The organism is Pseudarthrobacter sp. CCNWLW217 (assembly GCF_037203985.1).
Classification (GTDB): Bacteria; Actinomycetota; Actinomycetes; order Actinomycetales; family Micrococcaceae; genus Arthrobacter.
On sequence record NZ_JBBCBT010000018.1, the window covers coordinates 17,997 to 33,026 of the forward strand.

Annotated in this window: 16 protein-coding genes; 5 read left to right on the plus strand and 11 right to left on the minus strand. The window is 62.3% G+C overall.

What is annotated here, in order from left to right:
• Positions 1–79: 79 nt before the first annotated feature.
• Positions 80–1,000 carry a GerMN domain-containing protein gene (locus V9L18_RS18140; protein ID WP_337348624.1) on the plus strand — a complete coding sequence of 307 codons (921 nt, stop codon included), beginning with the start codon at positions 80–82 and terminating at the stop codon, positions 998–1,000.
• An 8-nt stretch (positions 1,001–1,008) separates the two neighbouring features.
• Here the strand turns inward: V9L18_RS18140 and V9L18_RS18145 are convergent, their stop codons facing one another.
• The 3 genes from V9L18_RS18145 to hrcA all read right to left on the minus strand — a co-directional run bounded on the left by V9L18_RS18145 (position 1,009) and on the right by hrcA (position 4,016).
• The gene (locus V9L18_RS18145) at positions 1,009–1,791 is read right to left on the minus strand and encodes a 16S rRNA (uracil(1498)-N(3))-methyltransferase (RefSeq protein ID WP_337348550.1); all 783 of its coding nucleotides are present in this window, start codon (positions 1,789–1,791) and stop codon (positions 1,009–1,011) included.
• Positions 1,792–1,793: 2 nt separating this feature from the next.
• Positions 1,794–2,921 carry a molecular chaperone DnaJ gene (dnaJ, locus tag V9L18_RS18150; RefSeq protein WP_337348551.1) on the minus strand — a complete coding sequence of 376 codons (1,128 nt, stop codon included), beginning with the start codon at positions 2,919–2,921 and terminating at the stop codon, positions 1,794–1,796.
• An 81-nt stretch (positions 2,922–3,002) separates the two neighbouring features.
• Positions 3,003–4,016: a heat-inducible transcriptional repressor HrcA gene (gene hrcA, locus V9L18_RS18155; protein WP_337348552.1), complete on the minus strand. Its 1,014-nt coding sequence runs from the start codon at positions 4,014–4,016 to the stop codon at positions 3,003–3,005.
• 187 nt (positions 4,017–4,203) lie between these two features.
• On the opposite strand from hrcA, the gene V9L18_RS18160 reads away from it, so the two are divergent.
• Positions 4,204–5,049, plus strand: a complete 846-nt coding sequence (locus V9L18_RS18160) for a DUF3097 domain-containing protein (RefSeq protein ID WP_337348553.1) — start codon at positions 4,204–4,206, stop codon at positions 5,047–5,049.
• Positions 5,050–5,148: 99 nt separating this feature from the next.
• Positions 5,149–5,568 (plus strand): DUF4870 domain-containing protein, encoded by a 420-nt coding sequence (locus tag V9L18_RS18165; RefSeq protein ID WP_337348554.1) that lies wholly within the window; start codon positions 5,149–5,151, stop codon positions 5,566–5,568.
• 74 nt (positions 5,569–5,642) lie between these two features.
• Here V9L18_RS18165 and hemW read toward each other — a convergent pair whose 3' ends face one another.
• The gene (gene hemW / locus V9L18_RS18170) at positions 5,643–6,872 is read right to left on the minus strand and encodes a radical SAM family heme chaperone HemW (RefSeq protein ID WP_337348555.1); all 1,230 of its coding nucleotides are present in this window, start codon (positions 6,870–6,872) and stop codon (positions 5,643–5,645) included.
• 36 nt (positions 6,873–6,908) lie between these two features.
• Positions 6,909–8,762, minus strand: coding sequence for a translation elongation factor 4 (gene lepA / locus V9L18_RS18175; RefSeq protein ID WP_337348556.1), 1,854 nt, complete (start codon positions 8,760–8,762; stop codon positions 6,909–6,911).
• 184 nt (positions 8,763–8,946) lie between these two features.
• Between lepA and V9L18_RS18180 the strand changes: the two genes are divergently transcribed.
• Both V9L18_RS18180 and rpsT read left to right on the plus strand, forming a co-directional pair.
• Positions 8,947–9,540 (plus strand): type II toxin-antitoxin system PemK/MazF family toxin, encoded by a 594-nt coding sequence (locus tag V9L18_RS18180; RefSeq protein WP_337348557.1) that lies wholly within the window; start codon positions 8,947–8,949, stop codon positions 9,538–9,540.
• Positions 9,541–9,701: 161 nt separating this feature from the next.
• Positions 9,702–9,962 carry a 30S ribosomal protein S20 gene (gene rpsT, locus V9L18_RS18185; RefSeq protein WP_066291556.1) on the plus strand — a complete coding sequence of 87 codons (261 nt, stop codon included), beginning with the start codon at positions 9,702–9,704 and terminating at the stop codon, positions 9,960–9,962.
• 134 nt (positions 9,963–10,096) lie between these two features.
• On the opposite strand, the gene V9L18_RS18190 is transcribed toward rpsT, so the two are convergent.
• The 6 genes from V9L18_RS18190 to holA form a co-directional block, all read right to left on the minus strand.
• Positions 10,097–10,660, minus strand: a complete 564-nt coding sequence (locus V9L18_RS18190; RefSeq protein WP_337348558.1) for a hypothetical protein — start codon at positions 10,658–10,660, stop codon at positions 10,097–10,099.
• Between the two features lie 3 nt (positions 10,661–10,663).
• Positions 10,664–11,167, minus strand: a complete 504-nt coding sequence (locus V9L18_RS18195; protein ID WP_337348559.1) for a hypothetical protein — start codon at positions 11,165–11,167, stop codon at positions 10,664–10,666.
• Positions 11,164–11,766: an ATP-binding cassette domain-containing protein gene (locus V9L18_RS18200; protein WP_337348560.1), complete on the minus strand. Its 603-nt coding sequence runs from the start codon at positions 11,764–11,766 to the stop codon at positions 11,164–11,166. The genes V9L18_RS18195 and V9L18_RS18200 overlap by 4 nt, the downstream gene beginning before the upstream one ends.
• A complete protein-coding gene (locus tag V9L18_RS18205; RefSeq protein WP_337348561.1) occupies positions 11,763–12,980 on the minus strand; it encodes a hypothetical protein in 1,218 nt (405 codons plus the stop codon). Before V9L18_RS18205 ends, V9L18_RS18200 begins: the two co-directional genes overlap by 4 nt.
• A 219-nt stretch (positions 12,981–13,199) precedes the next feature.
• Complete coding sequence (locus tag V9L18_RS18210) at positions 13,200–13,496, minus strand: hypothetical protein (protein ID WP_337348562.1); 297 nt, start codon at positions 13,494–13,496, stop codon at positions 13,200–13,202.
• A 400-nt stretch (positions 13,497–13,896) separates the two neighbouring features.
• Entirely contained in the window at positions 13,897–14,913 is a 1,017-nt protein-coding gene (gene holA, locus V9L18_RS18215; protein WP_337348563.1) for a DNA polymerase III subunit delta, read from the minus strand.
• Positions 14,914–15,030 lie beyond the last annotated feature (117 nt).

Consider the following 15,030-nt stretch of genomic DNA (forward strand, 5'->3'; position numbering starts at 1 on the left):
CGGCTGCATCATCGCTGCCAGGAAGGATAGTGCCATCACCGTGCCGGGACCAGAAACGCCCCTTGCCTTGGGTACTGCCCTGGGGCGCATCCGCTCCACCGCCCTGCTGAGCCTCCTGCCTGCCGTCCTGATCCTCACGGGCTGCATCGCGGAGCCAGGGCCGGAGCCCACTGTGGTGCAGAATTCAAGCCAGGGCACCGAAAACACCTCGCCAGGGGTGCCGGCCACCAGCGCACCGCTCGAGACCACACAGTCGTCGAACAAGGCACCCGTCTATTGGATCGGCCGCAGCAACAGCAACGTTTTCCTGTACCGCGAGTTCAGGGACGTGCCCGAACAGGAAAACCCGGTTACAAGGGCACTGCGGGCCATGATGTCTGATAAACCGCTGGACCCGGACTTCTTTACCCCATGGCAGAACCCCAAGAAACTGGCCACGTCCATCTCGGGCAAAAACGTCATCACAGTGGACGTCTCGGAAGATGCCTTCAACAGCAACCTCGACGCCGACATGGCCGGCCGCGCCATCCAGCAGCTCGTCTATACGGCCACGGCAGCCGGGGCGAGTTCCGGGCTCATTGACTCCGGCCAGCAGATCCAGGTGATGATCCTGGTCGACGGCCACACGGACTATCTTGCTTTTGACCACGTGCGCCTCGGCACGCTCATGTCCCGGAGCCCGGGCATGGTGGCGCCGGTCTGGATTATCGATCCGCAGGAGAACGTAGAAGTCGCCGACGGCAGCGTGAAGATTACTGGCCGCAACACCCTGGCCGGTGGCAAGCTCCGCTGGCGGATCCTGCGCGAGGAAGACAACGGCGACAAGACGCCGTACCTGACCGGGGAAACCACAGCCGCGACCGAGGCCGCCCAGTCCGGAGTTTTTACCTTGGCCTTAACCCTCACGCCGGGCAACTATGAGCTTCGCGTCGCGCAGGCGGACACCTCAGGAAACGACCAGGAGCTGAACGTTGATACGCGCAGCTTCAGCGTGCGCTAGCTCGACTGTCAGAGCCCAGGTGCGGACCAGCGGCCCAACACATCGCTGGCCAGGACGACTGCAGCGGGGCCGGCGGTGGACGACCTGAGGACGTGGTGCCCCAGAAGCGCCGTTACGGCACCGGCACTGCACAGCCTGGTCACTTCACGCGGACTGATCCCGCCTTCCGGTCCCACAATGAGCAGGATTTCGCGGGTTTCGCTGCCGTTCGCAGCCGCCTGCCAATTCTCCAAAACGGACCGTAACGGCCGGACAGCGTCCTCGTGCAGGACGATTGCGAGATCGGCCACGCCGGCAGCCGCTGCCAGTCCGGGGGTTTCGACGGCGGCGCGCACCTCAGGAATCCAGGCCCGCCGGGCCTGCTTGGCCGCCGCCGTCGCCACCGACTGCCACTTGGCATGTGCCTTGGCTGCCCGTTCGCCCTTCCACCTCACGATGGACCGTTCGGACTGCCACGGGATGACCGCGTCAATCCCCAGTTCGGTGGCAGTTTCAACTGCTAGCTCGTCTCGGTCGCCCTTGGCCAGCGCCTGCACCAGGACAAGCCGGATGGCGGGCTTTTCTTCGACCGTCAGCGCCGAACACTCCACTGTCAGCTCCGACGGCGACGCCGCCACGACCGTGCCGGTCAACCGCTTGCCGGCCCCGTCTGCGATGTCCACGGACTCGCCGGGGGCAAGCCGCTTGACCGCTACCGCATGCCGCGCCTCAGCCCCTTCCAGGACAAAGTGGCCCCCTGGGACCATGTGGTCCAGCGTCCCGGGAGCGCTAAAAAAAACCGGATTGCTCACCCCTACAGGTTACCGAGCCGGTCCCGCAGCTTGGCAAAGACGCCGCCGCTGGCCGCGAGTTTGCCCTCAGTGAACTGCTCGCCGCGCAGTTTGGCCAGTTGCCGCAACAGGTCTTCCTGCGCCGAATCCAGTTTGGCCGGGGTCTCCACCTGAAGGTGTACCTTGAGGTCGCCGCGGCCATATCCGCGAAGGTGTGTCACGCCCAGGCCGCGCAGGGTGATGATCTCCCCTGACTGGGTTCCCGACTTGACGTCGATTTCCTGCAGCCCGTCGAAGGTTTCCAGGGAAAGTTCGGTTCCCAGCGCGGCAGCGGTCATGGGGATGTTGAGCGTTGCATGGAGGTCGTCGCCGTCACGTACGTACGTGGCGTCGTTGTTGACCCGGATCTCAACGTACAGGTCACCGGCCGGGCCGCCGGCCGGGCCTGCCTCGCCCTGGCCCGACAGCTGGATGCGGGTTCCGGTGGCTACGCCTGCAGGGACCTTGATGGTCATTGACCGCCGGCTACGGATCCGCCCCTGCCCGCTGCATTCGTTGCAGGGGTCCTTGATCACGGTGCCGAAGCCTTCGCAGCTGCCGCAGGGGGCGGCCGTCATGACCTGGCCAAGGATGGAGCGGACCGCTCTCTGGACCTGGCCGCTGCCGCCGCAAATGTCGCAGCGTTCCGGGTGGCTTCCCTCCCGGCAGCAGGAGCCGTTGCACGTGGGGCAAACGACTGCGGTGTCCACCTCAAGCTTCTTATTGACCCCGAACACGGCGTCGCGGAGTTCAATCCGGACACTGATGAGGGCGTCCTGGCCGCGCCGGACCCGTGATGCCGGACCCTGCGATCCGCCAGCGCCGAAGAAGGTATCGAAGATGTCCTGGAAGGCGAAGCCCTGTCCGGCGTAACCGCCGCCGCCGAAGCCGTTGTCGGTACCGTTTTCGTTGCCGGTGGTGTCGTAGACCCTGCGTTTCTGCGGGTCGGAGAGTACCTCGTAGGCGTGGGTCACGGCCTTGAAGCGGTCCGAGGCATCCTCACCGGGGTTGACGTCCGGGTGGAGCGTGCGGGCCAGCTTGCGGTAGGCCTTCTTGATCTCTTCCCCGGTGGCTTCCGGCGAGACTCCAAGGACGTCGTAGTGGCTGCTCAAAGTTCGTATCTCTTCCTGTTTGTACTGCTGCAGTCGGACTGCTTGTACTGCTCTTGTTGCCTGGGGCCCGGCCAGTTGCTGTCAGGGGCCCAGAATCCTCGAAAGGTAGCGGGCCACGGCCCTGACTGCTGCCATGGTGGTGGGGTAGTCCATGCGGGTAGGACCGAGCACCCCGATCTTGGCTGTGCTGTCCGGGCCGTACGCCGTGGCGACCACCGACGCTTCGGTGAGCCCGTCGTACGGGTTTTCGCGGCCGATGCTGACCGTCACGCCGCGCGGATCCTGTGCCATCTCGCTCAACAGGCGCAGCATGACCACTTGTTCCTCAAGCGCTTCCAGCACCGGGCCGATACTCAGGGGAAAGTCGACGTTGGACCGTGCGAGGTTGGCGGTGCCGGCCATGACCATGCGGTCTTCGCGGCTGCTGTGGGCAAGGACCTCCAGACCGTGCGCCAGGGCCTGCGCAGCCTGCCGCTGTCCTGGGCCCAGGCCGGAAACAACTGCCGGCAGCGACTGGGTCAACTGGCTCAGCGGCGTCCCTGCGAGCGAACCGAGGAACCGCCCCCGAATACCTGCCAGGGCGTCGTCACCAAGGTCCTGCCCGACGTCGACCACTTTCTGCTCCACCTTGCCGGTGTTGGCGATCAGGACAACAAGGACCTGGCGGGGAGCCAGCAACACGAACTCGATGTGCCGGATCGTGGCGCGGCTCAGGTGCGGGTACTGGACCACTGCCACCTGGTTGGTCAACTGCGACAGCAGCCGGACAGTGCGCTCCAGGACGTCGTCGAGATCGTCCGGGCCCTCCAGGAGGGTCTGGATGGCACGGCGTTCTGCCGGTGACAGCGGCTTCATGGCCGAAATCTGGTCGACAAACAGCCGGTAGCCCTTGTCTGTGGGGATGCGTCCGGCGCTGGTGTGCGGGGCGGTGATGAGGCCGTCGTCCTCAAGGGCTGCCATGTCGTTGCGGATCGTGGCGCTGGAGACGCCCAAATGGTGGCGTTCGACCAGCGCCTTCGAGCCCACAGGTTCGCGGGAGTGCACGTAGTCCTCAACGATGGCACGCAGTACTTCAAGTTTGCGCGGCTCGCTCACACTCCACCTCCATCCATGGTCACAGGCCGCCGGTTTCCCCGGCGCGTGCACCGGCCGCCGTCTTGGCGCGGCTTAGCACTCGACATGCCTAAGTGCTAACAGTCTAATATGACTCACCCCGTTGTTAGCATTGGTACCGCTCCGGGCGAAATTCCGGGCCAGGATCTAGGCAAGGCGGAACACATCCATGCAGTACCAGAACTGGGGTCCCCGGGAGATCGCCGTCCCCGTGAGGAATCAGCTCCCTGAAGTCCCGGTAGAGCGCGGGATGGTCCTGGAAGAGGTCCAGTCCGGCTGGGTGGGCGCCGTCACGCGGGTCGAGAAGTCAGGCGGAATGCATGTGGTGGCCCTTGAGGACCGGCGGGGCAAATCAAGGTCCTTCCGGCTCGGATTCGGTTTCCTCTTGGAGGGACAGCCGATCCGACTGATGCCCCCGGCGCCGCGGCAAGCCACCGCCCCGGCCGGGCGGACGGCCTCGGGCTCGGTCCGGGTAGCCGGTCAGCGCGCCCAGGTGGCCAAGGCCAGCAGGATCTGGGTGGAAGGAAAGCACGACGCCGAACTGGTGGAAAAAGTCTGGGGAGACGACCTCCGGGTGGAGGGCATCGTCGTCGAGCCTTTGCATGGAATCGATGACCTCGCTGCGGCCGTGGCAGACTTCGCACCGGGGCCGGGCCGCCGGCTTGGAGTGCTCGTTGACCACCTGGTTCCCGATTCCAAGGAATCGCGGATTGCGGATGCCGTGATGGCATCCCCGGGCGCTGCCGGCAATGTCCTGATTGTGGGGCATCCGTACGTTGACGTATGGCAAGCCATCCGGCCTTCCGTGCTGGGAATTGAAAGGTGGCCGGTGGTCCCACGTGGCCAGGACTGGAAGACCGGCATCCTCGCGGCGTTCGGTTGGCCGCATTCCACGAAGGAAGATATCGGCCTGGGCTGGCAGAAACTCCTGGGGGCGGTCCGCAGCTACGCAGACCTTGAAGCCTCGCTGCTGGGCAGGGTTGAAGAGGTCATCGACTTCCTCACCGTTCCCTAGCAGTATTCTTGGTACTGCAGTTGCCAGTGCGCTTGAGCCCGGCACACTGTAACTTTGAATGTTCTACCCCCGCACCATTGCTTTTCGAAGGAAGACACCGTGGCAGAAAACGCACACGAACACAGGGACAACCAGAGCGGCCAGGGCCGCTCCGAGTACCATGGCGTTCCAGCAAATGCGCTGCCGCTAACGGCCAGCGAAGACCGGCAGTGGGCAACCCTGGCGCATTTCGGCGGCATCCTCGGGTGCGTGCCGTCGCTGCTGATCTACCTCATCTTCCGGGAACGTGGGCCGTTTACCGCCCAGGAATCCAAGGAGGCGCTGAACTTCAGCCTGCCGCCCACCATCGCGGCCGTTGTGGCCAACCTTCTGGTGTTCATCCCTGTGGTCGGCAACATTTTCGCCGTGATTGCCACCCTCATCTGGATCGCATTGACTTGCTACTCGGTTGCCGCCGGCATCCACGTGAACCGGGGCCAGCCGCACCGCTACCAGTACAACCTGCGGTGGATCAAATAAGGGTCAGCTTCCGCTGGCTCCGCTAAGCGGCGTCAGGAGGTCCCGAGCCGGGCTTGCAGGAAACGACTCCCGCGTCAGTCCGGCAGGATCCTGCGGACCACGGCGTCAGCCAGCAGACGGCCCTTCAGCGTCAGGACGAGGCTTCCCTGAAAGGCGGAGGCAGGGTCCACCAGCCCGTCGGCGATGAGTCCAGCCACTTCTTTCCGGCCTGACTCCCCCAGCGAACTGATGCCCACACCTGAGACGAGCCGTGCCTCAAGCATGATCCGCTCCATGTCCCGGGTGCCGTCGTCGAGCGTTTCCCGCCCTGCTGCCGGCGAGAGCCCTTGAGCCAACCGGCCGGCGTAGGCGGTGGGGTGCTTGACGTTCCACCAGCGCACGCCGCCCACGTGCGAGTGGGCTCCGGGACCGATGCCCCACCAGTCGTCGCCGCGCCAATAGGCCAGGTTGTGCCGGCACGCCTGCTCCGGCGTCCGTGACCAGTTGCTGACTTCATACCAGCTCAGACCCGCTTCGCGAATCAGCTGGTCCGCGAGTTCATACTTGTCCGCGTGGTCGTCGTCGTCGATTCCGGGGACTTCACCGCGGCGGATCTGGGCTGCCAGCTTGGTACCGTCCTCCACGATCAGCGCGTAGGCGCTGATGTGATCAGGCTGGTACGACAGGGCCGTCTCAAGGGAGTACCGCCAGTCGTCCAGTGACTCTCCCGGTGTGCCGTAGATCAGGTCCAGGCTCACAGCCAGTCCGGCGTCCCGCGCCCATTGCACCACTTGCGGCACGCGGCTGGGGGTATGGGTACGGTCCAGGACCTTCAGCACATGGGGCACGGCGGACTGCATTCCGAAGGAAACCCTGGTAAATCCGGCATCCTTGAGGACGGCAAGGGATTCCGGGGTGACGGAGTCCGGGTTGGCCTCGGTAGTGACCTCAGCGCCGGGCTCCAGGCCCCACTCGCCAATGGCAGCGCCGAGAATTCGGGCCAGGTCCCCGGCCGGAAGCAGCGTTGGCGTCCCGCCGCCGAAGAACACGGTGCTCAGCGGCCGGTCCGGAATTCCGGAGTTCCGCAGCACTGCTGCTGCGAAGTCCACCTCTGAGACGGCCGTGGCGGCGTAGGCATCCTGCGACGCGCCGCCTCCCAGCTCCGTGGCCGTGTAGGTGTTGAAGTCGCAGTATCCGCAGCGGACCGCACAGAACGGAATGTGCACGTACAGCCCGAACGCCCGGTCCGCCGAACCTTCCGCTGCCTGGGCGGGCAGCAGACCGTCCGACGGCGCGGGGTCGCCGAGGGGAAGAACGCTAGGCACGGGTGCGGCCTCCGGTGGTTCCGGCCACGGTCATCACTACTTCTTGGCCTTGTCCTTGGACTCGTCGGTGGTCAGCGCGGCAATGAAGGCTTCCTGCGGGACCTCTACGCGGCCCACCATCTTCATGCGCTTCTTGCCTTCCTTCTGCTTTTCCAGCAGTTTGCGCTTTCGGGAAATGTCACCGCCGTAGCACTTGGCAAGAACGTCCTTGCGGATGGCCCGGATGCTCTCCCTGGCGATGATCCTGGAACCGATGGCAGCCTGGATGGGCACCTCGAACTGCTGGCGGGGAATCAGTTCGCGCAGCTTGGTAGTCATCATTACACCGTAGGCATAGGCCTTGTCGCGGTGCGTGATGGCCGAGAACGCATCCACCTGCTCGCCTTGGAGCATGATGTCCACCTTCACGAGGTCGGCCACCTGCTCGCCGTCCGCTTTCCAGTCCAGTGAGCCATAGCCGCGGGTCTTGGACTTGAGGATGTCGAAGAAGTCGAAGACGATCTCGGCCAGTGGCAGGCGGTACCGGATTTCCACACGGTCCTCGGACAGGTAGTCCATGCCGCCCATCACGCCGCGGCGGCTCTGGCACAACTCCATGATGGCGCCCACGAACTCGTTCGGAGCCAGGATGGTAGCGGACACCATCGGCTCACGGACTTCGGCGATCTTGCCGGAGGGGTATTCGCTGGGGTTGGTCACATGGACAACCTTCTTGTCCTCCAGCGTCACCTCGTATTCCACGTTGGGGGCTGTGGAGATCAGGTCGAGGTTGTATTCGCGTTCGAGCCGTTCCCTGGTGATTTCCAGGTGGAGCAGCCCAAGGAAGCCCACGCGGAAGCCAAATCCAAGAGCGGCGGACGTTTCTGGCTCATACACCAGTGCGGCGTCGTTGAGCATCAGCTTCTCCAGCGCATCGCGGAGCACCGGGTAGTCCGTGCCATCCAGCGGATACAGGCCGGAGAAGACCATGGGCTTGGCATCCGCATAGCCAGGAAGGGAATCAGAGGCAGGCTTGGCAAGGTTGGTGACGGTGTCGCCAACCTTGGACAGCCGGACGTCCTTAACGCCGGTGATGAGGTAGCCGACTTCGCCAACACCAAGGCCTTTGGAAGGGGTGGGTTCCGGGGAGCTCACGCCGATCTCGAGGAGTTCGTGCGTGGCCCTGGTGGACATCATCTGGATGCGTTCGCGGGGGTGCAGCATGCCGTCGACCACGCGGACGTAGGTGACCACGCCGCGGTAGGTGTCATAGACCGAGTCGAAGATCATGGCGCGGGCGGGGGCGTTGGCGTCGCCCACGGGTGCAGGCAGGTCGCGGACGATTTTGTCCAGCAGCGCTTCGACGCCCATACCGGTTTTGCCGGAGACACGAAGCACGTCGTCGGGGTCGCCGCCGATCAGGCTGGCCAGTTCCGCGGCGTACTTTTCGGGCTGGGCAGCCGGGAGGTCGATCTTGTTCAGGACCGGGATGATGGTGAGGTTGTTTTCCATCGCCAAGTAAAGGTTGGCAAGGGTCTGGGCTTCAATGCCCTGGGCCGCATCAACAAGGAGCACCGCACCTTCGCAGGCCGCAAGCGAGCGGGAAACCTCATACGTGAAGTCCACGTGGCCGGGTGTGTCAATCATGTTCAGCGCGTAGCTGGTGCCATCGAGTTCCCAGGGCATACGGACGGCCTGGGACTTGATGGTGATGCCGCGTTCGCGCTCGATGTCCATCCGGTCCAAGTACTGGGCCTTCATGTCGCGGGACTGGACCACTCCGGTGTACTGCAGCATCCGGTCGGCCAGGGTGGACTTACCGTGGTCAATGTGCGCGATGATGCAGAAATTCCGAATAATGGCCGGATCTGTCGCGGCGGGCACCGGGGCGGTGCGGGCCATGGGAGACACGCAGGGTCCTTACTGTTGGCATTCACACGGCCACCACCAGGACACGCCGACGGCGCCCTGCGGACGGGCCGCACATTTTCAACCTCCAGTGTCCCACGTCAGTGCCTGTCGCACCGCATCCGGCCGACAACTCTCCAGCGACATAGCCAGGGCCGCGTTTCCCACGCAGCGATAGGGTTGTCCCATGGCACTGAACTTCCGCTCACTGGTCAATGCGTTCCGGACGTCTATCCGCGTTTTCGACACGATACGGCGGGACCAAAGGACCGCCACCCCCGGCACCAAGGTGGGCAGCCCGGCGCGGACACCGGCGAAACGGGCAAAGCCTGCAGCACCAGCATCCGCTTCCGCCGGCACAGGGACCGCAGCCGATTACCCGGGCGACTTCCACGGCGCTGTAGCCGTCAAGTACGCCCCACATCCTGACGGCTCGCCCGATCCGGGTGAAGTGGTGTGGACCTGGGTGCCCTATGAAGAGGACTACACCAGGGGCAAGGATCGTCCTGTGCTGCTGATCGGGCACAACGGCCGCCACCTCCTGGGGCTTATGCTCACGAGCCGCGACCACGACCAGGAAGCCCACGCCAGCCAGGACTACGTGGATATCGGCACCGGCGCCTGGGACCGGCAGTCCAGGCCAAGCGAAGCCAAGCTTGACCGAATCCTGCAAGTCAGCCCTGATCGGATCCGCCGCGAGGGTGCAGTTCTTGACCGGCAGCGCTTCAATGTTGTCGCGGCTGCACTCCAGAAGCGACACGCGTGGGACCAGGTCCGCTAAATGGCCAGCCTTCGGGCCAATCTGCTATTCTTTATAGCTGTGTGTCCGTGCAGGTCGACGGCCACTGATGGTTGGCCGCCATAGGTATCCCCACGCCGCTCAGTCAATGGCCAATCTGAAAGCCCTCTAGACCATTTCCGCATTAAAAAGAGAGTTCACACGTGGCTAATATCAAGTCCCAGAAGAAGCGCATCCTCACCAACGAGAAGGCACGCCTGCGCAACAACGCAGTCAAGTCTGAGCTGAAGACGGCCATCCGCGCCGTCAACACCGCCGTTGAGTCCACCGACAAGGATGCAGCTGCTGTTGCCCTGGTTGCCGCCAGCCGCAAGCTGGACAAGGCTGTCAGCAAGGGTGTTCTGCACAAGAACAACGCAGCGAACCGCAAGTCGGCGATCTCCAAGAAGGTCAACGCACTGTAAGGTTTCCAGTTCCCTGAACTGATGGTTGTGGCCGGCACCCCTGGGTGCCGGCCACACCGCTTTAAGCGCTACTCAGTCTGGTCTCATATGCATTTTCAGATGCTATGACTCGGCGCTTCCCTTCGATGTGTGGTTCAGGCGGAACTACCTGAGACGAGCAGGAGGGAGTTGATGATGGCGACGACGACGAAGAGAATCGCCAGGCGCCAGTTCTGGGCTCCAAGGACTGTCTTGGCAGCTGCAATGTAGATGCCGGCTGCGATGGCGCCGAACAGGATACGCACCCAGGCTTGACCGAGGAGGCCGATCGCGTCGGGCTGCAAAAACAGTCCCATGATGAGGACAGTGGCCAAAAACGGGATTTGACCCAGAAGAACCCAAAACCAGCTGGCCCTGAGGGTGGGGCCATGTCCTTTGACGATGCCCTTGTACATAAGCCTCAGTACGAGGCCTTGTAGAAACGACGCCAGGATACTCCAGACAATGACGCCCACGCGAAGGAAGGTGACGAGCACTTCGCGGCTCGAAAACTGGTTGTGTTCGGCATTTTCTGTAACTAGCCGTTCAATGCCGGTTCCTACCGCAAATTGGGCAGCTGCACTGTATGCAAGCAGGAGGCAGATGATCCAGACGGGGTTGAGTTTCTTCAGGCTCTGCGGAGTGGGATGACTGGACGTCTCTGGGTTCGCGGAGGTCATTACTTACCTTTCAAGTAGTGCGTGTTCGGCCCACTCGGCAAGTGCCGCCAGGATGTAGAAGATGGCGGGGGCAGTGAGTACTTCGCCCATTGTCTGAGCCATGCAGCGCCAGGTGCCTTCTTTTCTGATCGTTCCGAGAAGTGTCGGCCAGAACAGACGTGCCCCTTGGATGGTGAGTGCCCACGCCACGGTCTCGAGGGGCACATGGACCACGGTGAGCGCAACGGTCTGTTGCAGGCCAACAGCGGCGGTAGCGGCAACCAGGCCCATCCCGAGCCAAAAGCCGTTGAGGATCATCATGACGATCGCACCGTAGTGGGTCAGAAATAGTGCGAGAACGGCCAAGGAAGCGTTGTGCAGAAGAATTCCTGGCGCGCTAATGGAGGTTAGGTCGCTGGTGCTGTCCCACGTGAAGAGAGAAGCAAGACCAATCCCACAGACGATAGCGATCAGAATCTTCAAGAAATCGATGCCCAGATACGGGAAGCGAGTGAGAGGAGTGCTCACCTTCGCGCTCCTGTTGGGCTCAGTTCGACCGCATCATTTTGGCGGACCACGAGATCGTAGTCGGTCCAGTGGTTTTCTTCGTGGGTAGCCACGAGGACCAGACGGCTTTTCCCTACGGTGAGAATGGACTTGCGTGCAGCCAAAGAGGCTTGCTGGTCCAATCCGTTGTTTGGCTCGTCCAGCAGTAGGACATCGACGTTCTTGAGTGCCAAGGCCACCGTCAGAACAAGTCGCTGGCGTTGTCCGAGGGATAGGTCTCCAACCTTGATTGGCATCATCTCTTCCGTCAGAAGATGACGCCAGTCATCTTCTGACGGAAGAGTCAGCGGTCTGACCATAGCCAAGTGTTCTTCGACCGTGAGGTAGTCGAGCGTAAGAAACTCCGTGTCCAGATAGGCCGCCGTGAAGTCCTTTCTCCACCGCGTGATCTCCGTGCAGGATGTCGCGATCACCCCACCGAGGAGCTTGAGCAGGGTCGTTTTGCCGCATCCATTCGGCCCTCGAAGCGCAACAACGCCTCGGTCCGGAAGATCCACAGAGGCTGCGTCGAAAACGAGGTGGGATCCAAAGGCATGATCTACACGCGACAGAGATTTCATGTGTCCTCCGTCTCGGTGGCTGATAGTTCACGCAGCCATGCAGGGGCGTCTTTGAGAGCAAGGACTGTCAAGAGAACAGCCACCAGAGCAAGCGCGCCGGACGTGAGGCCGAGCCAGGGAGTTTGTGCTGCTGGCGGTGTGATCGTTCCCAGAATGCCTGAGAACACAACCGCAAGCCCGGCGCAAAGCGCTGCGCCTAAGCCGGCCTTGGATTTCTGCACCAATTTCGAAATGTGCGAGGCTGGCAAAACGGCAGTCCGACGCTGGACAATCAAGGCATCGATGCTGATCTCTAAAGCGACAAGTGCAAAAAGCAAGAGTGGCACCTGAGTATATTTTCCTAAAAAGAAGAATACGCATAGCCCCAAGGTCAAAGGTGTAGTCACGACTGTTGCGGCCACTAGGCTGTGGAAAATAATCGGCCGTACCCAGGATGGTCTAAGCCGTACGAGGAATAAGGCAAAACCCAGCGTTTCAGGCGAAGCGATCCTTGCGAAGGATGACCGGTAAAGAACCAACCCCAAGAAGAAAACAGCAAGAGCAATATACGGTGCCGTCCTCGGCCATGGGGTCTTTTCCATAATTGACAGAGCCAAGCTTGACAACAGGAAAATGCTTCCTGATTTGATTGATAAATCAGTCAGCAATCCTCGGCTACGCAGGGCGCGGGGGTCAGCGGTGGCCCTGTAAAGGGCAGGTGTAGAGGTGGCGATAATAACGGTACCAGCCAGAATCAACAACAACGCGGAACCAAAACCGGAGCCTAGGTTTTCACCGCCCGCCAACCACGACGCATTCGCAAGAATAATAATGAGGCTGCTCGCAGATAAGACACCAATCAAAACAACGAGCACCCGGATGGTGATTCTCTTCAGAGGTGCCACGACAAGAATTGATGAACCAAACAGAGCCCCGAAGGCTAATAGATTACTGGCGTGGTGCCACTGCAGGTTCTGAAGGACGAGCATACTGGCAAGACCCAGATCCATCAGGACCCAACCCGCGCGCATCCCCGCCTCCAGGGGTATCGAAACGGAATTCCAGCAACGGTGGGCCTGCCTATAGCGACGCCTCGCCTGTAAAAGCGTGACTGCCAACAACACGGCCGCAATGCTCACCACGTCAGGAGTGCTGAGCGGAATTCCCAAGGTGACTAATCCAGCCGACTGAGGCGTCCACAAAAAACCGACGCCGATGATGAGTAATGTCAACAAGTACCCGAAGATCAGTACCTTATTTACCGCTGCAGCGTGAGAGGGAAAACCTATGCTTTTCAGAAGATCCTGGAGTCGGTGGGACCTGCGCCGAAAATCGTCTATGAAGGTGGCTTTACACCCGGAGAGGACCACAGCGCATTCACGCGGACGCCGTTGGTTGACGTGAGGTGATTTCATTGTGGCCATCTCATGGGCTGGTACGAAGGTATTAGGCGTTTACCAGGCAACGAACTGCTTCAGAGCCCATTTCTTGGCCAGGCCAAAAATGAGCCCAGCCACTGCGGCTCCAATGCCGAAAGACGCCACCACTGCTGCCGCCGCCGCGGCCCAAGACAGAGCATTGAGCGCAAAGTAGAGGTTCGTGGCAAGACCAGAAGAAATGCCTAGGGTGGCAACGGCCTGAAAAGCCACCGACATTGTGACGATGAGCGCCAAGGAGGCCCCTCCCACTTTCGCCACGTTGCCTTGGACTGAGCCGTTGGTACGATTCGGACTCTCAACGAGAGCTGACATGAATGTTCCTTTCGTATAGTGACTTTCTTAGCCACTCATGGAAACGCGCCCGACACTTAAGGGGGCTGACATTTCGGGCACGCCATTCGGTGGGGTCAGCTCCCACGACGAACGCTAAGGCCGAAAAAGTCAGGTAGGTGGCCGTTCGCCTGAATTTCAGTGTTGATCGGCGCGAATTTGAGTGGATGCGAGCCGCCTATGAGTAGGTACACGGGGAAAGACCCGCGGCCCTGTGGCACGCCGATGACTTTCCGTGGACGGGCGAGAGCTACCGATCCATGGTCCTGTGTTGCGTTCCTGGAAAGGGGCGGAGCGGCTGTTCAGGCAGCTTCCGCGCTCCGGGACGTACGCGGCTCAAGTTGGCCAGCGGCTAGCAAATAGCCGCCCGGCATTTGGTCCTCTAGCGGCCCCGGGCCGAGGCGGCAATGACCGTGACGGCGTGCTCCACCGCGTAGACCGGATCCCGTGAGAGTCCTTTGACCTGGGCGTCTGCTTCGGCAGTTACCTGGATGGAGCGCACCAGGCCCTCGGGTGTCCAGCGCCGGACGTCCCGCTGAGCCTGTTCCACGAGCCAGGGCTGCATCCCGAGGTCACGGGCTATCTGGGCGGAAGACCCCTGGGCGCCCGCCACTTTGGCTACCGTCCGCAGCTTGGCAGCCAGCGCGGCCACGAGCGGAACGGGGTCGGCTCCAGTGGCCAGGGCGTGGCGCAGCGCAGAAAGCGCTGCTGGACCGTTGCCCGCCATGGCGGCGTCGGCAACCTTGAAGGCCGTGGCCTCGATGCGGCCGCCGTAATAGCGGTCCACCAGCTCAGGGGTCACGGCCCCGGTTGCGTCCGCAATCAGTTGGTTGCAGGCCGCCGCGAGTTCGGCAAGGTTGGCGCCCACTGCGTTGACCAGCGACTGGACGGCGTCGCCGCTGATTTTGCGCCCGGCAGCCCTGAATTCTGCAGTGACGAAAGCGGTCTTGTCTGCATCTTTTTTCAGCGGCTGGCAGTCCACTACCGGCCAGCCCCCCGCCTTGACAGCATCAAGGAGCTTCTTTCCCCGGACACCCCCGCCGTGGCGCAGGACGAGGACTGCATCAGGTTCGGGGCGGGCGACGTACGCGAGGGCATCTGCCAAGAAGGAGTCGTTCATGCTTTCAACGCCCTCGACCTCGATCAGCTTGTTCTCGCCGAAGAGGGAGGGGCTGACGTGCAAAGTAAGTGACCCGGGTTCGTAGGTTCCCGCGTTCAACCGGGTGACTTCGACATCCGGCGAAACAGCCCGCACCTGTGCCCTGACACGGTCCATGGCCCGGATCCCCAAGTACTCTTCCGGACCGCCAATCAACACCACTCCGGCAGGTTCTACATCCCGCCAGGTGGCCGCGCCGGACGCCGTCGCCCTGTTTCGTGCATTCGGCGCAGCGGCCATTCTGGGTTCCTTCCGGAAGTGTTAGTGCAGTGTCTAAGCCTGCCATGACGGGGCCGTAGCTCCAAGCCATCAGAACTATCGCCCCGTTGCAGACATAGGGGCGCAGCCCCATCAGGA